The 21,904-nt window shown below is 36.7% G+C and carries 19 protein-coding genes and 1 riboswitch; all 19 genes read left to right on the top strand.

Going from position 1 to position 21,904, the window contains the following annotated elements:
- Positions 1-15 precede the first annotated feature (15 nt).
- The gene (dapG, locus tag AZF08_RS00330; RefSeq protein ID WP_033672036.1) at positions 16-1,248 is read left to right on the top strand and encodes an aspartate kinase; all 1,233 of its coding nucleotides are present in this window, start codon (positions 16-18) and stop codon (positions 1,246-1,248) included.
- 11 nt (positions 1,249-1,259) lie between these two features.
- A complete protein-coding gene (gene dapA, locus AZF08_RS00325; RefSeq protein WP_033672035.1) occupies positions 1,260-2,138 on the top strand; it encodes a 4-hydroxy-tetrahydrodipicolinate synthase in 879 nt (292 codons plus the stop codon).
- A gap of 581 nt (positions 2,139-2,719) precedes the next feature.
- Positions 2,720-4,390 carry a ribonuclease J gene (locus AZF08_RS00320; protein WP_033672034.1) on the top strand — a complete coding sequence of 557 codons (1,671 nt, stop codon included), beginning with the start codon at positions 2,720-2,722 and terminating at the stop codon, positions 4,388-4,390.
- A 99-nt stretch (positions 4,391-4,489) separates the two neighbouring features.
- On the top strand, positions 4,490-5,239 hold the full coding sequence (locus tag AZF08_RS00315) for a ClpP family protease (protein WP_033672033.1): 750 nt from the start codon (positions 4,490-4,492) through the stop codon (positions 5,237-5,239).
- Positions 5,236-5,442, top strand: coding sequence for a YlzJ-like family protein (locus AZF08_RS00310; RefSeq protein WP_033672032.1), 207 nt, complete (start codon positions 5,236-5,238; stop codon positions 5,440-5,442). The genes AZF08_RS00315 and AZF08_RS00310 overlap by 4 nt, the downstream gene beginning before the upstream one ends.
- Before the next feature lie 212 nt (positions 5,443-5,654).
- Complete coding sequence (locus AZF08_RS00305; RefSeq protein WP_033672872.1) at positions 5,655-8,045, top strand: DNA translocase FtsK; 2,391 nt, start codon at positions 5,655-5,657, stop codon at positions 8,043-8,045.
- 202 nt (positions 8,046-8,247) lie between these two features.
- A riboswitch (purine riboswitch) is annotated at positions 8,248-8,349 on the top strand.
- Positions 8,350-8,582: 233 nt separating this feature from the next.
- Positions 8,583-9,308 carry a GntR family transcriptional regulator gene (locus tag AZF08_RS00300; protein WP_033672031.1) on the top strand — a complete coding sequence of 242 codons (726 nt, stop codon included), beginning with the start codon at positions 8,583-8,585 and terminating at the stop codon, positions 9,306-9,308.
- Between the two features lie 89 nt (positions 9,309-9,397).
- Positions 9,398-10,474: a BMP family lipoprotein gene (locus AZF08_RS00295; RefSeq protein ID WP_033672030.1), complete on the top strand. Its 1,077-nt coding sequence runs from the start codon at positions 9,398-9,400 to the stop codon at positions 10,472-10,474.
- A 105-nt stretch (positions 10,475-10,579) separates the two neighbouring features.
- Positions 10,580-12,112 (top strand): ABC transporter ATP-binding protein, encoded by a 1,533-nt coding sequence (locus tag AZF08_RS00290; RefSeq protein WP_033672029.1) that lies wholly within the window; start codon positions 10,580-10,582, stop codon positions 12,110-12,112.
- Positions 12,105-13,163 carry an ABC transporter permease gene (locus tag AZF08_RS00285; RefSeq protein WP_033672028.1) on the top strand — a complete coding sequence of 353 codons (1,059 nt, stop codon included), beginning with the start codon at positions 12,105-12,107 and terminating at the stop codon, positions 13,161-13,163. Before AZF08_RS00290 ends, AZF08_RS00285 begins: the two co-directional genes overlap by 8 nt.
- A complete protein-coding gene (locus AZF08_RS00280) occupies positions 13,164-14,123 on the top strand; it encodes an ABC transporter permease (protein ID WP_033672027.1) in 960 nt (319 codons plus the stop codon).
- 211 nt (positions 14,124-14,334) lie between these two features.
- Entirely contained in the window at positions 14,335-15,609 is a 1,275-nt protein-coding gene (gene yfmF, locus AZF08_RS00275) for an EF-P 5-aminopentanol modification-associated protein YfmF (protein WP_033672026.1), read from the top strand.
- Positions 15,610-16,896 carry an EF-P 5-aminopentanol modification-associated protein YfmH gene (gene yfmH / locus AZF08_RS00270; RefSeq protein ID WP_033672025.1) on the top strand — a complete coding sequence of 429 codons (1,287 nt, stop codon included), beginning with the start codon at positions 15,610-15,612 and terminating at the stop codon, positions 16,894-16,896. It abuts the gene before it with no gap.
- Positions 16,897-17,079: 183 nt separating this feature from the next.
- Complete coding sequence (gene ymfI, locus AZF08_RS00265) at positions 17,080-17,793, top strand: elongation factor P 5-aminopentanone reductase (RefSeq protein ID WP_033672024.1); 714 nt, start codon at positions 17,080-17,082, stop codon at positions 17,791-17,793.
- 76 nt (positions 17,794-17,869) lie between these two features.
- Entirely contained in the window at positions 17,870-18,118 is a 249-nt protein-coding gene (locus tag AZF08_RS00260; protein ID WP_033672023.1) for a DUF3243 domain-containing protein, read from the top strand.
- A gap of 137 nt (positions 18,119-18,255) precedes the next feature.
- Positions 18,256-19,041: a DUF3388 domain-containing protein gene (locus AZF08_RS00255; protein ID WP_012094875.1), complete on the top strand. Its 786-nt coding sequence runs from the start codon at positions 18,256-18,258 to the stop codon at positions 19,039-19,041.
- Positions 19,042-19,062: 21 nt separating this feature from the next.
- Positions 19,063-19,980 carry a helix-turn-helix domain-containing protein gene (locus AZF08_RS00250; RefSeq protein ID WP_033672022.1) on the top strand — a complete coding sequence of 306 codons (918 nt, stop codon included), beginning with the start codon at positions 19,063-19,065 and terminating at the stop codon, positions 19,978-19,980.
- A 64-nt stretch (positions 19,981-20,044) separates the two neighbouring features.
- A complete protein-coding gene (pgsA, locus tag AZF08_RS00245; RefSeq protein ID WP_033672021.1) occupies positions 20,045-20,623 on the top strand; it encodes a CDP-diacylglycerol--glycerol-3-phosphate 3-phosphatidyltransferase in 579 nt (192 codons plus the stop codon).
- Between the two features lie 20 nt (positions 20,624-20,643).
- A complete protein-coding gene (locus AZF08_RS00240) occupies positions 20,644-21,882 on the top strand; it encodes a competence/damage-inducible protein A (RefSeq protein WP_033672020.1) in 1,239 nt (412 codons plus the stop codon).
- Positions 21,883-21,904: the final 22 nt, after the last annotated feature.

The following is a 21,904-nucleotide window of genomic DNA, read 5'->3' as shown; positions in this document are numbered from 1 at the left end:
AGAAGGTGCAAAAAAATGAAAATTATTGTTCAAAAATTTGGTGGTACATCGGTACGTGATGAAAACGGACGTAAGCATGCACTTCATCACATTAAAAAATCATTAGCTGCTGGTTATAAAGTAGTTACAGTTGTATCGGCTATGGGACGTAAAGGTGAACCATATGCAACAGATACATTATTAAGTCTTGTAAATCAACAGGAATCTAGTATTTCAAAACGTGAACAAGATTTATTATTGTCATGTGGAGAATTAATCTCTGCTATTGTATTTTCGAATATGCTAAATGAAAATGGAATAAAAGCAGCAGCATTAAATGGTGCACAAGCTGGTTTTGTAACGAATAATGATTTTACAAATGCAAAAATCATTGAAATGAATTGTGATCGTATACAAGCAGAATTACAAGATGTGGATGTTATTGTTGTTACTGGATTCCAGGGTCAAACAAAAGAAGGTGATACAACAACACTTGGGCGCGGAGGTAGCGATACTTCAGCTTCAGCACTAGGTGTTGCGCTTCATGCTGAATATATCGATATTTTTACTGATGTAGAAGGTGTTATGACTGCTGATCCACGTATTGTGAAAGATGCGCGCCATCTTCAAACGGTAACATATAATGAAATTTGTAATATGGCTTATCAAGGTGCAAAAGTTGTCCATCCACGTGCAGTTGAAATTGCAATGCATGCAAAAGTGCCACTTCGTGTGCGTTCTACGTACTCTGATAATGAAGGAACACTCATTGCAGCGTATGATGGTGCTACAAAGGGCCGTGATGTAGAAGAACGACCTGTTACAGGGATTGCTCATGTATCAAATGTGACGCAAATTAAAGTGTCTGCAAAAGAAGGATCGTATGATCTGCAAAAGCAAGTTTTTAAAGAGATGGCAAATGAAGACATTAGTGTGGATTTAATTAACATTTCCCCTACTGGTGTGGCATACACAGTAAATGACAATGTATCAAGTCGTGCAGTAGACGTGCTACGTAATATTGGATATGAGCCAATTGTAACGGAGCATTGTGCGAAAGTATCGATTGTAGGAGCAGGAATGGCTGGTATACCAGGGGTTACAGCCAAAATTGTCACAGCGTTGGCAGAAAAAGGTGTAACGATTTTACAATCCGCAGATAGCCATACAACAATTTGGGTACTTGTAAAAGAAGTAGATTTAGTGGAAGCTGTGAATGCGTTACATAGTGCATTTGAGCTTTCGAAAGAAAAGCAACTGGAACAATAAGGAGTGAGACCATGATAGATTTTGGGACAATTGCAACAGCGATGGTAACACCGTTTGATAAAAACGGAAATATCGATTTTGCAAAGACAACTAAATTGGTAAATTATTTAATTGATAACGGTACAACAGCAATCGTAGTAGGAGGAACAACTGGAGAGTCTCCTACATTATCATCAGAAGAAAAAGTAGCGTTATATCGCCATGTCGTATCAGTTGTCGATAAAAGGGTGCCCGTAATCGCTGGAACAGGTAGCAATAATACACATGCTTCTATTGAATTAACAAAAAAGGCAACTGAAGTTGGTGTCGATGCAATTATGTTAGTGGCACCGTATTATAATAAACCGAGTCAAGAAGGAATGTATCAGCATTTCAAAACAATTGCTGAAAATACAGTATTGCCGGTTATGCTATACAACGTTCCAGGGCGATCTATTGTACAAATCTCCGTTGATACGGTTGTTCGTTTATCAGAAATACCAAACATTGTTGCCATTAAAGATGCTGGCGGCGATGTATTAACAATGACAGAAATCATTGAAAAAACAGCGGACGACTTTGCTGTATACAGCGGTGATGATGGTTTGACGTTACCAGCTATGGCGGTTGGAGCAAAAGGTATTATTTCTGTTGCCTCTCATGTAATTGGTAATGAAATGCAAGAGATGATTGCGGCATTCCAAGCAGGAGATTTCAAAAAAGCGCAGAAATTGCATCAATTACTTGTAAAAGTAACGAATACGCTATTTATGGCACCGAGCCCAACACCAGTAAAAACAGCGTTGCAAATGGTTGGATTAGACGTAGGATCTGTACGTTTACCACTCCTTCCGTTAACAGAAGAAGAACGATTAACATTACAGACTGTAATGCAATCGATTCCTCGCTAAAGAAAAATGGCTTAGTATTGACTAAGCCATTTTTTATTTCTTTCATAAACTGACAAATTCCCTCATTAATGGCTTCAGTATACAAAAAACGAGATGAAGTATGAATACAACAAGACGAAGTGTTGTACCGTTAAAAGTATTGTTGCAAGCTAGAATAAATACATATAATATGAGTATTTTCTTTGCAGGACGAAACTGAAAAACAGGTGAAATACTTATGAATGAATGCTTTACTTTACAGGGGATTTCTATGCTTCTTTTCTCTTTCTCACAAATTAACTTGTGTTCTATTTCTTGTATCAGTTATAATATGGCTAAGTAGCTTAGTACGGGTATGCTTAGCAAAAATGGAAAAAATTACAGTTTAACGAAATTTTCATATCATATCGCATAAGATATTTGATTTATATAATGAAAGAGAGGTGAAACCTGGTTTAAAAAACGAACAAGAACATGATATCGCATAACGGTAAGGACATTCGTCTTGGACGGTGAAAATATGGTGGTTGTAGAGTTTCCCCTGGTGTCTCTACAATTTTAGTGAAATCAGTGTTTGCAAGATTTTTAAACCAGGCAACAACATGAAGAGAAAAGAGAATGATTCTGTAAAAGTCTTTGCCCTTGGTGGAGTAGGCGAAATCGGGAAAAATATGTATTGTGTTGAAATTGATTCTGAAATTTTTATTGTGGATGCAGGATTGATGTTCCCAGGAGACGAAATGTTTGGAATTGATATTGTTATCCCTGACATTACATATTTGGTAGAGAATCAAGAGCGAGTAAAAGGTTTATTTATTACACATGGTCATGAAGATCACATTGGTGGAATTGTTTATGTAATGCGTAAACTTTCTATTCCGGTATATGCAACAAAGTTAACGGTAGGTCTTATTCAAGAAAAACTTGGCGAAGCGGGAATGCTGGGCCGTGTAGATTTAAAAACAATTGACTCTAATTCGACAGTAGAATTTAATACAACAACGGTTTCTTTCTTTGGAACAACACATAGTATTCCGGATTCAGTTGGTGTGTGTTTCCACACATCACAAGGTGCTATCGTATATACAGGTGATTTTAAATTTGACCAAACCCCAATTGGTAATAGCGGAGCAGATATCGGGAAAATGGCGCAAATTGGGAATGAAGGCGTTCTTTGTTTATTATCTGATAGCACAAACGCCGAACGTCCTGGCTACACAGGGTCTGAAAAAGAAGTTGGTATAGAGATTTCAAAAGTATTTTATAGTGCAGAAGGACGTATTATTGTTGCTTCTTTCGCATCAAATGTACACCGTATTCAACAAGTGTTTGATGCGGCTGCTGAAACAGGACGTAAAGTAGCTGTGGTAGGTCGAAGTATGGTGAAGGTAGTAGATATTGCAAGACGTCTTGGGTATTTAGACGTTCCAGAAGGCATGGTTATTTCGTTACAAGAGGTTGATAACTTCCCGGAGAAGAAGGTAGCAATTCTAACAACTGGTAGTCAAGGTGAACCGATGGCTGCCCTTTCACGAATGGCAAAACAAGCTCATAAACAAATTTCAATTTGTAAGGGAGATACAGTCGTTATCGCAGCTTCCCCAATTCCAGGGAATGAAATATCAGTGTCAAAAATTATTGATTTGCTATTTAGAGCTGGAGCAGAGGTTGTCTATTATGGAGAAAGAAAAGTTCATGTTTCTGGCCATGGTAGTCAAGAAGAATTGAAATTAATGTTGAATTTAATGAAGCCGAAATATTTTATACCCGTACATGGTGAATTCCGTATGCAAAAAGCACACGCGTATTTAGCGGAAGACGTTGGCGTTGCAAAGGGAAATATCTTTATCGTAGAGAAAGGCGATGTGATTGCCTTTGAAGGTGAAGAAGCAAAGCCAGCTGGTAAAGTACAAGCAGGAAATGTTTTAATTGATGGCTTAGGCGTAGGGGATGTTGGAAATATTGTCCTGCGTGATCGAAAGATGTTATCACAAGATGGAATTTTAGTTGTTGTTGTAACGCTTGGAAAAGATGAGAAGAAAATAATCTCTGGTCCAGAAATTATTTCACGTGGTTTTGTATATGTTCGTGAATCGGAAGCACTAATTGAAAGATCTACAGATATTGTACGTACAATTGTTGAACAATCAATTAAAGAATATTCTATTGAATGGTCGATGTTAAAACAAAATATTCGTGAATTATTAGGACAATTCCTGTATGAAGAAACGAAGAGAAAGCCAATGATTTTACCAATTATTATGGAAGTATAAAAACCACCTTTACGGGTGGTTTTTTTCTTTTGTGCCTCTATCGAATGAAATTTATAACTTAAGAAATAATAGTGGTATAAGAGTGAAAGGGGATGCGATATGACAGAACGTGATCGTTATACAAATGAAGAAAAAGAAGATAATCCGAAAGAGGATTCAAAAGAGGCGTCGGTGATAGAGAAAATTCAGCAACTTGGTCAAACGAATGTTCCGCAAATGAATGAGTCGCGCATTCATTGCCTAACAATTGTTGGGCAAGTGGAAGGACATGTACAGTTGCCGCCGCAAAATAAAACGACGAAATACGAACATGTGATTCCACAAATTGTGGCAATTGAGCAGAATCCAAAAATTGAAGGTTTACTGTTATTACTAAATACAGTAGGCGGTGATGTGGAAGCTGGATTGGCGATTTCTGAAATGGTCGCTTCACTTTCAAAACCAACTGTATCCCTAGTTTTAGGAGGAGGACACTCCATAGGTGTACCAATTGCAGTGTCAACAGATTATTCATTCATTGCAGAAACTGCAACGATGACGATACATCCGATTCGTCTGACAGGTCTTGTTATTGGTGTGCCGCAAACATTTGAGTATTTAGATAAAATGCAAGAGCGTGTTATTCGATTTGTAACAAAACATTCAAAAGTAACAGAGGATCGTTTCAAAGAGCTTATGTTTGCGAAAGGCAACTTAACGAGAGATATTGGGACAAATGTTATTGGGTTAGATGCGGTGAAGTATGGTCTGATAGATGATGTCGGTGGTATTGGAGATGCGATTCGGAAGTTAAATGAATTAATCGATATGAGAACGGATGGAAATCAAGATGGGAAGTTGTTGCAATGATTTTATATACGATTATGCCGGAGCAACTTATTTATCCAGCTGATTATTCGCAATGTGAAAGGGAACAAATCGTGAATGTCAATGGCGTAGAGATGGTTGTTTCTGAACAAAGTAATCAATGTTATTCCGTTGTGCGTATATTAAGTACAAATCCAGCCCACTACTTGCAATATGAGCCAGGACAGAAAATCACCTTTGAGTAAAAAGCAGGATTTTGTTTAGAAGCTATGGTATAATATAAAAAACAAGACGGTTGAGCAGCCATGATTAGGCTGCTTTCTTCTGTTTATTTGACATTTTACAGGAAGTGTAAAAATAGAAGGTGAAGAGATTAAAAAATGAAACAAATCATATGTAGGTGAAATATTTAAGAAATGATAAGTTTCACCTAATTTATGGAACGCGAGGTGAAGAAATGGCAAAACAAAAGCAAAGAGGGACGAAGGCAAAAGCAAGACGTACAATAAAGCCAACTTTGTATTACGAAATCGTCGGATTGACTCTTTTTGCACTTTCAATCATTACAATTTTACAGCTAGGTGTTGTAGGAAAATCGTTTGTGTTATTTTTCCGCTTTTTCTTTGGTGAATGGTACATAATTGGTGTATTAGGTGTAATTGCTTTATCAATTGCATTTGTTATAAAGCGTGCATGGCCGAATCTTTTAAATAAACGATTAATCGGTGTATATTTAATTGTGTTAGCGATATTAATGTTTAGTCATATTACATTATTTAACCTTCTTACAAAAGATGGTGCAGTAGAAAATACATCTGTGATTGTTAGTACAAAAGATATGTTCTTTCTTGAAATGAAGAAGGGTGCTGATACTGTCCATTTAGGCGGTGGTATGTTTGGGGCCCTTATGTTTGCAACCTTCTATTTTTTATTTGATGAAGTAGGGGCTTATATCATCGGAATTATTTTAGTTATTCTTGGTGTACTTTGTATTACAAATAAGCATATTGGAGAAGTACTAGCTCCGGTGGGAAGAATACTTAGAAGTCAATTTCAGGTGCTGCAAGGTGATTACAAAGACTGGAGATCTAAGCGTGCAGTTGAGCAAACAGAAAAGAAAAAGACACCAAGACGCAGTCGTAGTGAACGCCATGATGTGCAAGAAGAAATCGTTGAACCGGTAGAAGAAATAGAAATTGGACCGCCAATCATTTCAAATTTTACAGAGAATTATCCGGTAAGTGAAGAAAAGGATAAAGAACAGGAAAATGAAATTGTTGATGATTTGATTGCATCGCCTGTTATGGAGGAGATTCCATCTGCAGAAAAAGAAGAGCCGATAAAAAAACGAGGCGAAAAGATAGTTGAATCTCTAGAAGGACAAACGAAAGTACCTCCGATGCAATTTTCAAATGTGGAAAATAAGGATTATAAGCTTCCTTTTATCGATATATTGAAGTTTCCAAAAAATAAGCAAGTTACAAATGAAAATGAGAAAATTTATGAAAATGCTCGTAAGTTGGAACGTACTTTCCAAAGCTTTGGGGTAAAAGCCAAAGTAACGAAAGTGCATATGGGACCTGCGGTTACGAAGTATGAAGTGTATCCCGACATGGGGGTGAAAGTAAGTAAAATTGTTAGTTTGAGTGATGATTTAGCGCTTGCTTTAGCTGCGAAAGATATTCGGATTGAAGCACCTATTCCTGGGAAATCAGCGGTGGGGATTGAAGTTCCGAATTCAGAGGTTTCTATGGTAACACTTAGAGAAGTGCTTGATTCGAAAGCAAACAATCATCCGGAAGAAAAATTATTAATTGGTCTTGGACGTGATATTACTGGGGAAGCAGTATTAGCACGTTTGAATAAGATGCCTCATTTATTAGTAGCTGGAGCGACTGGTAGTGGAAAGAGTGTGTGTATTAATGGTATTATCGTTAGTATTTTAATGCGTGCGAAACCACATGAAGTAAAATTAATGATGATTGATCCGAAAATGGTAGAGTTAAATGTATACAATGGTGTGCCACATCTATTAACGCCTGTCGTAACGGATCCGAAAAAAGCATCACAAGCTTTGAAAAAGGTTGTAAGTGAAATGGAGCGTCGTTATGAATTGTTTGCTCATAGTGGAACGCGTAATATTGAAGGGTATAACGAATATATTAGAAATCATAATGATCAATCAGAAGCAAAGCAACCAGAACTTCCGTATATTGTTGTTATTGTGGACGAGTTAGCTGATTTAATGATGGTTGCTTCTTCGGATGTAGAAGATGCGATTATGCGTTTAGCACAGATGGCACGTGCTGCCGGTATCCATTTGATTATCGCGACGCAGCGCCCATCTGTTGATGTTATTACAGGTGTTATTAAAGCAAATATTCCATCTCGTATTGCGTTTGCCGTTTCTTCGCAAACTGATTCTCGAACAATTCTTGATGGCGGTGGCGCTGAGAAATTATTAGGGCGAGGAGATATGCTATTCATCCCGATTGGTGCATCGAAACCAGTTCGTGTACAAGGTGCATTTTTATCAGATGATGAAGTGGAACGAGTTGTGGAATATGTTGTTGCACAACAAAAGGCGCAATATCAAGAAGACATGATTCCGCAAGATGTACCAGAAACAAAACAGGAAGTAGAAGATGAATTATATGATGAAGCAGTTCAGCTCGTTGTAGAAATGAAAACGGCTTCTGTTTCTATGTTACAACGTAGATTCAGAGTAGGATATACACGCGCGGCACGTTTGATTGATGCGATGGAGATGAACGGTGTAGTTGGGCCTTATGAAGGTAGTAAACCGAGAGAAGTATTGATTACAGATATACAAGAAAAAAGTTCTTAATAAAAAAGACCAATTGTTTACAGTTGGTCTTTTTTATATGGTATTTTTTTTATACTATATATATCAATAAAGAAAGGGTTTTCATTTTATGTAAATTCTTTAGAATACGAATGCTTTTAATGTTGTTTTAAAAAACGTTCGATATTTATTGTGGGAAATTGTTGAATTGTGTTGACACATATGGGAGCAGGTGGTACGATTACTTCGAAAAGAATCACTGCCTCATATAATCTTGGAGATAAGGTCCATAAGTTTCTACCTGGCAACCATGAATTGCTGGACTATGAGGGGAAAAGTGTGTAACAAAGGATGTAAGGGATCTTTGTGCCGAACTTTTTCTCTATATGAGGAATGTTTTGGCGCGAAGTTTTTTTTATGAAATAAAGATAGAAAATTTCGTTTTGAAAAATTATTAACATTTGTTCGACAAATTACGGTTTATTTTAGTATTACGTAATTTATACTATGTTGTTGGCTGAAAAAAGAGAAAAGAAGTCTTACATCAGAGGTCGAATAATTGGAATGCGGGGGAGTCTTATGTCAGTTAAATCCGATAGTCGACACTTATATTTACGGGTAATCGATCACATTAAAGAAAAAATCAAAAGCGGGGCATATAAAGAAAAGCAAAAATTGCCTTCAGAGTTTGATTTAGCGAAAGAACTCGGCGTAAGTAGAGCGACTTTGCGTGAAGCATTGCGTATTTTAGAAGAAGAAAATGTTGTAATTCGTAGACATGGTGTTGGTACTTTTGTGAATGCAAAACCTTTATTTTCTTCTGGAATTGAACAGCTTTCTAGTATTACAGATATGATTTCTAGTGTGGGGAAAGCACCGGGAACAATCTTTTTATCATCATCTACTACGAGTTTAACAGAAGAAGAAAAAGAAAAGTTTAATAGTGAAGAAGGCTTTGAGGCAGTAATGATTGAGCGTGTTCGTACAGCAGATGGGGAACCTGTTGTTTACTGCATTGATAAGTTAGCGAAGGAAGTATTGCCGGATTTATCGGAATACAATGAAGAATCGCTTCTTACAGTGATACATAATAATACGCACAAACGCATTACATATGCGGTTGCTCATATTGAACCAATTGGTTATCATCCAAAAATCTCACCAATCTTACAATGTGAGCCAGAAACGGCACTGCTGATTTTAAAGCAAATGCACTATGATCAAAATGATGAACCAATCTTATATTCTATTAATTATTTTAGAGCAGATAAATTTAGCTTCCACGTATTACGAAAACGTATGTAATAAAGTTTCTTGTTAGGGAGGTGACAGCAAGAAGGAACGGACACTAGCATATTAATAGATAGATATATCATTTAGGAGGGGTTTCTAGTATGAAGAAAAAAACAGGTCTTTTATTATCATTAACGTTAGCGGCGAGTACAGTGTTAGGTGCATGTGGTAATTCGGATAAGGCAAGTGGGGATAAAAAAGAGGAAAAAAATATTAAAGTAGGTATGGTTACAGACGTTGGGGGCGTTGATGATAAATCATTTAACCAATCCTCTTGGGAAGGGTTACAAAAATTCGGTAAAGATAATGGGTTAAAAGAAAAAACGAACTATCGTTACCTTCAGTCTGAAAAAGAAGCCGATTATATTCCAAACTTAAAGAAATTCGCAAAAGATAAGTATGATTTATCTTTTGGTATTGGCTATAAATTAGAAAAAGCAATTGGAGACGTTGCAAAAGAGTTTCCAAAACAACAGTTTGCGATTGTAGATACTGTAGTAAAAGAACCGAATGTAACAAGTATTACATTTAAGGATCATGAAGGGTCATTCCTTGTAGGTGCAGTAGCAGCGATGTCGACGAAAACAAATAAAGTTGGGTTTGTTGGTGGAATGAAGAGTGATTTAATTAGTAAGTTTGAGAATGGATTTAAAGCTGGTGCTAAAGCTGTTAATCCAAACGTTGAGATTGTATCTGAGTATGCAGAAGCATTTGATAAACCTGAAAAAGGTACTGTCCTTGCATCAGCAATGTACGGACAAGGAGTAGACGTGATTTATCATGCTGCTGGTGGTACTGGGAACGGCGTGTTTACTGAAGCTAAAAACCGTAAGAAAAAAGGTGAAAATGTTTGGGTAATTGGTGTTGACCGTGATCAAAACCAGGAAGGTATGCCTGAAAACGTAACATTAACTTCTATGGTAAAACGCGTTGACATTGCGGTTCAAAAAGTAGCACAAGAAGCAAAAGAAGGTAAATTAAAAGGCGGAAAAATCGAAGAGTTTGGTTTGAAAGATGACGGTATTGGTATTGCAAAAACAACTGATAATGTGAAAAAAGTAAACCCAGAAATCTTAACTAAAGTAGAAGAGCTTGAAAAGAAAATTACGGCTGGCGAAATTAAAGTACCTGCTACTGATAAAGAGTACAAAGAATACGAAGCTTCTCTTAAGAAATAATAGAGAAATAGCAAAGGTTAGTTCTTAGAACTAACCTTTGTATATATAAAGTTACTTTTAATAGAGTGCAATAGGGGACGGTTCCCTGCTAAAAGGAGGAACAAAATGGAATACGTAATTGAGATGAATAATATTACAAAAGTATTCCCAGGCATTGTAGCGAACGATAATATTACGCTGCAAGTAAAACAGGGAGAAATACATGCTTTACTCGGAGAAAATGGTGCGGGGAAGTCAACGTTAATGAACGTTCTTTTTGGTTTGTACCAACCGGAGCAGGGAGAAATTAAGATTAAAGAGAATGCTGTAAAAATTACGAATCCTAACGTTGCAAATGATCTTGGTATTGGGATGGTTCATCAGCACTTTATGTTAGTTCATAATTTTACAGTTACCGAGAATATTATTCTTGGGAATGAACCGAAAAAAAAAGGAAAGATTGCTGTTGAAGAAGCTGCAAAAGAAATTAAACAATTATCGGAGCAATATGGTTTAGCGGTAGACCCATATGCGAAAATTGAAGATATTTCGGTTGGTATGCAGCAACGTGTTGAAATTTTAAAAACGCTTTATCGCGGAGCAGAAATTTTAATATTCGATGAGCCGACAGCAGTATTAACACCTCAAGAAATCCATGAATTAATTCAAATTATGAAAAAGCTTGTGCAAGAAGGTAAGTCTATTATTCTTATTACACATAAGTTAAAAGAGATTATGGAAGTTTGTGATCGTTGTACGATTATTCGTAAAGGGAAGGGAATCGGAACAGTTGACGTTGCAAATACAGATGAACATAAACTTGCAGAACTAATGGTCGGACGTCAAGTGAATTTTAAAACAGAAAAATTAGACGCGAAGCCAAAGGAAGATGTACTTTCTATTGCAAATCTTGTTGTTCATGATGCACGTCAATTACCTGCTGTAAAAGGCCTTGACTTAACTGTTCGTGCAGGAGAAATTGTTGGTATTGCAGGGATTGATGGGAATGGACAAAGCGAATTAATAGAAGCAATTACTGGTTTACGAAAAGTTGAGTCAGGTTCTATTACAATTAAGGGGAAAGAAATAACAAACTGGCCAGTTAGACGTATTACAGAAGAAGGAATCGGTCATATTCCAGAAGATCGTCATAAGCATGGGCTCGTTCTTGATTTTTCTGTTAGAGATAATATTGTTCTACAAACATATTATAAAAATCCATTTTCAAATAAGGGGATTTTAAATTTTAGTAAAATTACACAAAAAGCAAAAGAGCTTATTGAGCAGTTTGATGTGCGTACACCAAGTGATCAAACATTGGCTCGTGCTTTATCTGGTGGAAACCAACAAAAAGCAATTATTGCGCGTGAAGTAGATCGTGATCCTGAGTTGTTAATTGCAGCGCAGCCAACACGTGGTTTAGATGTAGGGGCGATTGAATTTATTCATAAAAAATTAATTGAGCAGAGAGATAAAGAAAAAGCAGTACTTCTTTTATCTTTAGAACTTGATGAAATTTTAAATGTGAGTGACCGTGTTGCTGTTATTTATGAAGGGAAAATCGTAGCAATTGTTGATGCAAAAGAAACAAATGAACAACAGCTTGGTCTTTTAATGGCTGGGGGAACAGAGAAAGAGCAGGTGGGTATAAATGGCTAAAAAGTTTTTAACGGAGCGAACGATTAATATTTTAGTGCCTGTGCTATCCGTTATTTTTGGTTTACTTGTTGGAGCAATTGTTATGTTAGTCAGTGGATATGATCCAATAGTTGGCTATGGTGCACTTTGGACTGGCATGTTTGGCAGCTCAAGTGCAATTGGGGAGACCCTTCGTACAATGATTCCACTTATCCTTGCGGGGCTATCGGTAGCTTTTGCATTTCGAACAGGACTATTTAATATTGGAGTAGAAGGTCAGTTGTTAGTAGGCTGGCTTGCAGCGGTTTGGTTTGGGTATGCTGTATCATTACCTGGATTTCTTCATATTCCATTATCTATTTTAGTCGCGGCTGTAGTTGGTGGCTTATGGGGATTTATTCCTGGTTATTTGAAAGGGAAATTTAAAGTAAATGAAGTTATTGTAACGATTATGATGAATTATATTGCACTGTATGTTACATATGACATCATTAAGCGTTTTTTACATGAAGGTAATGATAAAACCTATGATGTTCAGTCAAGTGCTTCATTAGCTTCAGAATGGTTATCTTCTTTGACAGATGGTTCTCGTCTGCACTGGGGAATTGTTGTAGCAATTGTTGTTGCAATTTTCATGTGGTTCTTATTAGATAGAACAACTTTAGGATATGAATTGAAATCAGTTGGATTTAACTCACATGCTTCTCAATATGCGGGAATGAAAGTCTCTCGTAATGTTGTATTATCTATGACAATCGCTGGGGCGTTTGCAGGGATTGGTGGCGCAATGGAAGGTCTTGGGACATTTCAAAGCATGACAGCGATGTCGTCATTTACGGGCATTGGGTTTGACGGGATTGCAGTAGCGCTTCTTGGTGGAAATAATCCATTTGGTATATTACTTGCAGCTTTACTATTTGGTGGTTTAAAAAGTGCATCGCCACAAATGAATTTTGAAGCAGATGTTCCATCAGAGCTTATCAATGTAATCATCGCGTGTATTATCTTCTTTGTTGCATGTAGTTATGTTTTAAGATGGGCGCTTACACGTATGAGCAAGGAGGGGAAATAAATGAGTTTTCTAGATGTTTTAGCCATTCTTGTGACGGGTACGTTATATACGGCAGCACCGATTATTTTTACGGCGCTAGGTGGCGTATTTAGTGAGCGTTCTGGTGTTGTAAATATCGCATTGGAAGGATTAATGCTATTCGGTGCATTTATTGGTGTTGTTACAACACTATTGATGGGGGATACTTGGGGGACTATGACTCCTTGGATTGCACTTATCTTTGCGGCAATTGGCGGTGGATTATTTGCACTTCTTCATGCGGTGGCGTCAATTACATTCCGTGCAGATCAAGTTGTAAGTGGGGTTGCGATTAACTTTTTAGCTCTTGGTTTAACAGTGTTTGCAATTAAGAAGATTTTTGATAAAGGGCAAACTGATTTTATTGAATATCGTATTGAAAAAATTGATGTCCCAGGACTTTCTGATATTCCAGTTATCGGAAAAATCTTTTTCTCAAATGTACCAGTAACATCGTATATTGCCATTATTTTAGCATTTGTTGTTTGGTACATTATTTATAAAACGCCGTTTGGCCTTCGATTGCGTGCGGTTGGTGAGCACCCAATGGCAGCAGATACAATGGGGATTAATGTGTATAAAATGCGTTATATTGCTGTTTGTATTTCAGGAACGTTTGCCGGCGTTGGTGGTGCGATTTTTGCGATGTCAATTTCTAATAACTTCTCGGGTGCCACGATTACCGGACAAGGTTTCTTAGCACTAGCTGCGATGATTTTTGGGAAATGGAATCCACTTGGTGCACTTGGTGCCGCGTTATTTTTCGGTTTTGCACAATCACTTAGTGTAACAGGAGGTACAATTCCTGTATTAGATCAAATCCCAAGTGTTTTCTTAACAATATTACCGTATGTGTTCACGATTTTAGCACTTGTCGGTTTTGTAGGGCGTTCGGAAGCTCCGAAAGCGTTAGGTACACCGTATGAAAAAGGAAAAAGATAAGTATCGATAAAGTATAAAAAGCTCGCACATTAGTGCGGGCTTTTTTACATAGAATATGTTTAATACAGAAAATTACTTCCTGCTTTTACACTTAGTCAACTACTAGAAGGGAAATTACGTAAAGGAGATAAGGAAGAAAAGTTGCTTTTTCTTTTCTAAAAACTGTATATTGAAGAGGAATATTCCTACATATGTAAAGGAGGGCTATAAAATGAAACTGATGGAACAGCAAATGCATGAACTAGGTGGTTTGCGAGTACATATGATTCCTACAGACAAATATAAAACAAATACATTTGTATTTCGATTCAAAGCGCCTTTAAATGAAGAAACAGTGACAGAACGTGCTTTATTACCGTACGTATTACAAAGTGCTACAGAGAAATTACCATCTGTAATTCGTCTTCGACAATATTTAGAGGAATTATACGGTTCTTCTCTAGCGGTGGATGTGAGCAAAAAGGGGGAAGATCATATCATCTCCATTTATGTGGACATTGCCAATGAAACATATTTACAGGATGCACCACCGCTTTTTGAAAAAGCGCTTTCTATGCTGTCTGATATTGTATTACATCCGGCAACAGAAGAAAATAGTTTTTTACATTCTATCGTGGAAAGTGAAAAACGAGCACTATTGCAGCGAATTGAAGCGACTTATGATGATAAAATGCGATATGCCAACGAACGATTAATAGAAGAAATGTGTAAAGTAGAACCATATCGATTAAGTGCAAATGGACAAAAGGAACGCATCACTTCTATTACAAATAAAAGTTTGTATCAGTATTATCAACAAGTGTTAGCGGAAGATGAAATGGATCTTTATATTATTGGTGACATTTCAGAAGATGCAGTTAATCTTGTTGGTCAATATTTTTCAATCCCGATGCGTACGTCGAAGGAAAAAAATGTCCTTCTTCATAAACGAAATAACGAAGAGAAAGAAATTGTTGAAAAACAAGAATTAAAGCAAAGTAAGTTGAATATTGGATATCGCACATATATTACGTATCGTGATGAAGATTATTTTGCACTACAGTTGTTTAACGGTTTATTTGGCGGATTTTCACATTCTAAATTATTCGTGAATGTACGTGAAAAAAATAGTTTAGCGTATTATGCAGCATCGCGTTTTGAAAGTCATAAAGGTCTGCTCTTTGTTATGTCAGGTATTGAAGCGAAAAACTATGAAAAAGCGGTTGAGATTATTAAAGAGCAGATGAAAGCGATGCAAAATGGTGATTTTTCAGAGGAAGAGATTCATCAAACAAAAAGTGTAATTCAAAATCAAATTTTAGAGGCGATTGATACACCGCGTGGTTTTGTGGAGATGCTTTATCATGGTGTCATTGCAGAGCGTAAGCGCCCGGTAGAGGAATGGTTAACGGGTATCGAACGTGTTACGAAAGAAGAAATTGTAAAGGTTGCCAATAACATTGAACTAGATACGATTTACTTTTTACACGGGACGGAGGGAGAATAGATGGAGAAAATTTCTTATGAACAATTAAAAGAAACGCTTTATTATGAAAAGCTTCCCAATGGCTTAGATGTATATATATTGCCAAAACAAGGATTTAACAAAACTTTCGCGACGTTTACAACAAAATATGGCTCCATTGATAATACATTTGTTCCACTTGGAAAAGACGAAATGATTCGGGTACCAGATGGAATTGCTCATTTCCTTGAGCATAAATTATTTGAAAAAGAAGATCATGATGCATTTCAACTGTTTAGTAAACAAGGGGCCTCTGCAAATGCTTTTACCTCATTTACAAGAACGGCTTATCTTTTTTCATGTACATCAAATGTAGAGCAAAACTTAAATACGTTATTAAATTTTGTTCAGGAACCGTATTTCTCTGAACAAACAGTTGAAAAAGAGAAGGGGATTATTGGTCAAGAAATTCAAATGTATCAAGATAATCCAGATTGGCGTTTATATTTTGGTTTAATAGATAGTTTATTTGTTAAGCATCCAATTAAAATTGATATTGCAGGAACGATTGAGTCGATTAGTAAAATTACAAAAGACTTATTATATGAGTGCTACGAAACATTTTATCATCCGAGCAATATGTTATTATTTATTGTTGGTGCAATCGATCCTGAAAAAACAATGGATTTAGTACGTGAAAATCAAGCGAAAAAAGATTACAAAAACCAACCGGAAATTGTAAGGTCTTTTGAAAGTGAACCAGAAGAGGTAAATGAAAAGAAAAAAATTATTTCTATGCCCGTTCAAACACCAAAATGTTTAGTTGGTATAAAAGCGAATCAGCTTAAACAAAAAGGTCAAGAACTTTTAAAGCAAGAAATTGCGCTTACATTACTTTTAGATTATTTATTTGGGAAGGGATCATCCCATTATGAGTCCTTATACAATGAAGGTCTCATTGATGACTCGTTCTCTTATGATTATACGGAAGAAAGTAACTTTGGTTTTGCGATGGTTGGTGGTGATACGAAGCAGCCTGACGAGCTAGCGAATCGCTTGAAGGGCATTTTACTACAGACAAATTATAATGAACTGGATGCTGAGGCGCTAGAGCGCGTAAAGAAAAAGAAAATCGGTGGTTTTTTACGCTCACTTAATTCACCTGAATATATTGCAAATCAATTCACACGATATGCATTTAATGAATCTAGTTTATTTGAGGCGCTGTCAGTACTGGAGAGCTTAACAGTTCAAGATTTGCAAGAAGTAGCAAAAACACTCCTATCTGAAGAAAGAATGAGTATTTGCCAAGTCTTACCGAAAAAATAAAGTGAAACTTTAATAAGCGGACGATCTCTTCTACGCTCAGAATTTTACAGACATTTGCTCCCTCATCTAACTTTTTGGCTATTGCCGAATTGTAAGGTGAGGGTATTATTTGTTGTGAATGTATGAACAAAATCGGTGCTTGGAAGAGTTTTTCTGTAGATGAAAGGATAAGAGAACAAAGACATGAAGAAGTTTGCATTAGTAACGGGAGGAAGCGGAGGAATTGGCTCCGCGATTGTAAAACAGTTAATTGAAGATGGTTATACAGTGTATGTTCATTACAATCGAGGTGAAGAGAAAGTAAGGGAATTAGAAAAGCAATTTAGTAAAATCATCCCTGTTCAAGCGAATTTAGCAGCAGTAGATGGAGCAGAAAAGCTGTGGGCACAAATTCATCATCCGATTGATAGTATTGTATATGCGGCTGGAAAAAGTATATTTGGTTTAGTAACAGATATTACAAATGAACAATTAGATGAAATGCTGGAATTGCAAGTGAAAAATATGTATAAGCTACTGTCGCTTATACTTCCATCGATGATTCAACGTAGAAGTGGAAATGTTGTTATAATTTCATCTATATGGGGACAAATTGGTGCTTCTTGTGAAGTGTTATATTCTATGGTGAAAGGCGCGCAAAATTCATACGTAAAGGCATTAGCAAAAGAAGTAGCTTTAAGTGAGGTACGTGTAAACGCAGTGGCACCAGGAGCGATTGATACGGAAATGTTAAGTGTATTTTCAGAGGAAGATAAGGGTGGGATTGCAGAAGAGATACCAGTTGGAAGAATTGGACTCCCAGAGGAAGTAGCAAAAACGGTGTCGTTTCTATTATCGCCAGGAGCTTCCTATATAACAGGACAAATCATTGGAGTGAACGGTGGGTGGCATTGTTAAAAAATACGTACATAAAAAATGAAGGATCGGACAAATTAAGTATGATTTGATTACTTACTAGTGAGGTGCTTAATTGATGTCAGTATTAGACAACTTTGATCAATGGAAGAGTTTTTTAGGAGAACGTTTAGAACAAGCAGAGGGGAAAGGGCTTGACGGCGGTGCTGTTTCAGATATGGCATTTCGTGTTGGGGATTACTTAGCTAATGAAGTAGAAGCTCGTAATGATCAAGAAAAGTTATTAGCAGAGCTTTGGAAAGTTGCTGATGAAAAAGAGCAACATACAATTGCGAATTTAATGGTGAAGTTTGTACAACATAAGTAAAAAAAGGGAGGAGAAAATCCTCTCTTTTTTTTTATGTTGAAAATACCTTTATTTGATTATACATTTATCTTCCCTATTAACGTGAAATCATATAATATAGTACGTAGGTGTAAAGTGAGCAAGGGGAGTGATCTTGAATGATTGAATGGTATTTTGAATATGAAATACATAAAAACCGACCTGGCTTGCTTGGTGACGTTTCTTCGTTAATCGGTATGCTTGGCATTAATATTGTCACAATTAATGGTGTAGATAATGCTCGGCGCGGACTTTTGCTTATGTGTGATAATCAAGAGCAAATCTCTAGACTTGAATCAATTTTAAATACGATGGATAATATAACAGTAACGAAATATCGTCCGCCAAAGCTTAGAGACAGGTTAGCAGTTAGGCATGGTAGGTACATACAACGAGATGCAGACGATAAGAAAACATTTCGGTTTGTGCGTGATGAACTGGGATTACTCGTTGATTTTATGGCAGAGCTTATGAAAAAAGAGGGTCATAAACTCATCGGTATACGAGGGATGCCTCGTGTTGGAAAAACGGAATCTATAGTTGCTGCAAGCGTTTGTGCAAATAAGCGCTGGTTGTTTGTATCATCAACTCTCATTAAGCAAACTGTACGGAGTCAACTGATTGAAGACGAGTATAGCGACGATAATATTTTTATATTAGATGGAATTGTTTCAACAAAGCGTGCGAATGAAAGACATTGGCAGCTTGTTCGTGAAATTATGAGATTGCCCGCAACCAAGGTTGTTGAACATCCAGATGTATTTGTGAGCCAATCAGAGTATACACTTGATGATTTTGATTATATTATTGAATTGCGTAACGATTATGATGAAGAAATTCAATATAATTTAGTAGATGAAATTGAGCAAGGAACGCAAAATAATTTCTCTATGTTTGACTTTTAAAGAAATATTGAGGTGTTAGTAGTGACGGAATTAGGACAAAAGCTGAAAGAAGCAAGAGAAGCGAAAGGCTTGTCTATCGATCAGTTACATGAGGTTACGAGAATTCAAAAACGTTATTTAGTGACAATTGAAGAGGGCGATTATAGCATATTGCCTGGCGCGTTTTATACACGTGCATTTATTAAACAATATGCGGATGCTGTTGGTTTGAACGGAGAGGAATTGCTTACAGAGTATCAAAGTGTAATACCGCAATCCGAATCTCGTGATGTACCACAAGTATCCAAGGGACAGAAAACGCAGGAAACAATGCAAAAAGCTGCATCACTTCCAATTGCGGATCATATGCCGAAAATCTTAGTTGCGTTGTTGGTAATTGCATTAGGTGTAGCTGTTTGGTTTGTATTCCAATGGCTAACTGGAAAAGATGATGGGCAAGTGCAACAAAATAAAAGTGAACGAATTGAAGTGCAGAAAGCAAAGGATTCTCCGTTAGATGAAAAGAAAGAAGGCGCAAAAGCGGAAGAGTCTAAAAAAGAAGAACCTAAGAAAGAAGAGCCAAAGAAAGAAGAGCCTAAAAAAGAAGAACCACCAACTGGACAAGAAGAAGTAAAGTTAGTTGGGACAAGTGGGAAAGTATCTACATATGAAATTCATAACAATAAAGAGTTACAGCTGGAAATTACAGCAAGAGGAACAAGTTATGTAGATGTTAAAAATGAAGGTGGTAATGAAATTTATAATGCCACGTTAGAAGCAGGACAAACAGCGCAGCAAAATTTAACAGCTGAAAAAGAAATACGACTTAATATCGGAAATACACCTAATATTGAAATTAAAGTAAATGGTAAAGTTGTGGATTATGGCATAAGTGCTGAAGAGGCAATGCATCAAAGATTAGTGATTAAAAACTTAGGGGCAGGACAACCTGTACAATAACAGTCATCGCTTTGATGACTTTTTTTCAATGAACAAATGTTTTTGACATGATGGAGGAATAGCTGTGAATTTACCAAATAAAATTACAATATCTCGAATCTGCTTAATTCCAATTTTTCTAGTGGTTATGTTAGCTCCTTTTAACTGGGGAACATATACAATTGGAAATGTAGATTTACCAATTCAACATTTAGTAGGAGCGCTTATCTTTATTTTTGCATCAGCTACAGACTGGATTGATGGACATTATGCAAGAAAGTATAATCTTGTAACGAGCTTAGGAAAGTTTCTTGATCCATTAGCTGATAAGTTACTTGTTTCAGCTGCACTTATTACACTAGTAGAAATGCAGTATGTGCCAGCCTGGATTGTTATTGTAATCATTAGTCGTGAATTTGCTGTAACAGGTTTACGTCTTGTATTAGCTGGATCTGGTGAAGTTGTTGCAGCAAATACGCTAGGGAAAATTAAGACATGGACACAGATTATTGCGATTTCAGCGTACTTATTACATGATGTACCTTTAAATTTAATCTATATTCCGGTTGCGGATATTTTTATATGGATTGCGCTGATCTTTACAGTTATTTCTGGCTGGGACTATTTCTGGAAAAATAGAGCTGCTTTTATAAACTCAAAATAGCAGTTTATGGGGGAATCGGAATGAATGCCGAAATTATTGCGGTTGGAACAGAGTTGTTACTTGGGCAAATTACAAATACAAATGCGAAGTTTTTATCTGAAAAGTTAGCTTCTATCGGTATTAATGTGTATTACCATACTGTTGTAGGTGATAATAATCATCGTTTACAAGAAGCAATTCAAGTTGCTGAAAAGCGGGCAGATATACTCATTTTCACCGGTGGATTGGGGCCGACAAAAGATGATTTAACGAAAGAAACAATTGCATCTACCTTGCGTGAAGAACTTGTTTATGATGAAGTAGCCTTAACGTCAATTGGCGAGTATTATAAGCGAACTGGACGTGAGTTTACAGAGAATAATAAGAAACAAGCACTTGTTTTAAAAGATTCAACTGTATTTGAAAATAACCATGGTATGGCACCAGGTATGGGATTGGTTAAAAATGAGAAGGTCTACATCCTATTGCCCGGTCCGCCGAAAGAAATGACACCGATGTATACAAATTATGTAGATCCGTTTTTACGTAACTTTACAACTGGAGAGCGTATTTATTCTCGTGTTCTTCGCTTTTTCGGCATTGGCGAATCCCAACTAGAAGTGAAAGTTCAAGATTTAATTGATGAACAAACTAATCCAACAATTGCACCGCTTGCTTCTGATGGAGAAGTCACACTTAGATTGACTGCTAAACATCAAGATGTCAAACATGCAGAATTATTGATTCAGCGTGTGGAAGACTTGATTTTAGATAGGGTAGGAGAGTTTTTCTACGGGTATAATCAAGATTTTCTTCATTATAAAGCGATTGATTTATTGAAGAAAAAGGGTCTCACCTTAGCATGTGCTGAAAGTTTAACGGGTGGTCTTTTTGGAAATCAAGTGACAGAAAATGCTGGTGTGTCTTCTGTTTTTAAAGGCGGCATAATTTGTTATCAGAATGAAGTGAAACAGCATGTATTACAGGTTCCTAAAGAAATATTGCAAACAGTTGGCCCGGTTAGTGAGCAGTGCGTACGCTATCTTGCTGAAAATGTAAAAGCACTTTTGAAGGCGGATATTGGAATTAGTTTCACTGGAGTGGCTGGGCCGGGTAATGCGGAAAATAAAGAACCAGGAACTGTGTTTATTGGTTTAGCAATAAAGGATGAACCGACAGAGGTAGTTTCTCTTAACTTGAGTGGAAGTCGTCAGCAAGTCCGAGAGCGTTCTGTAAAATATGGGTTTTATCACTTGTATAAAAAACTAGAAGAAATATAAATTTCTTCTAGTTTTTTTATGC

The organism is Bacillus gaemokensis, from assembly GCF_001590835.1.
Lineage (GTDB): Bacteria > Bacillota > Bacilli > Bacillales > Bacillaceae_G > Bacillus_A > Bacillus_A gaemokensis.
Note: the sequence above shows the minus strand (reverse complement) of the source record. Positions and strands in the feature narration are given on the sequence as shown.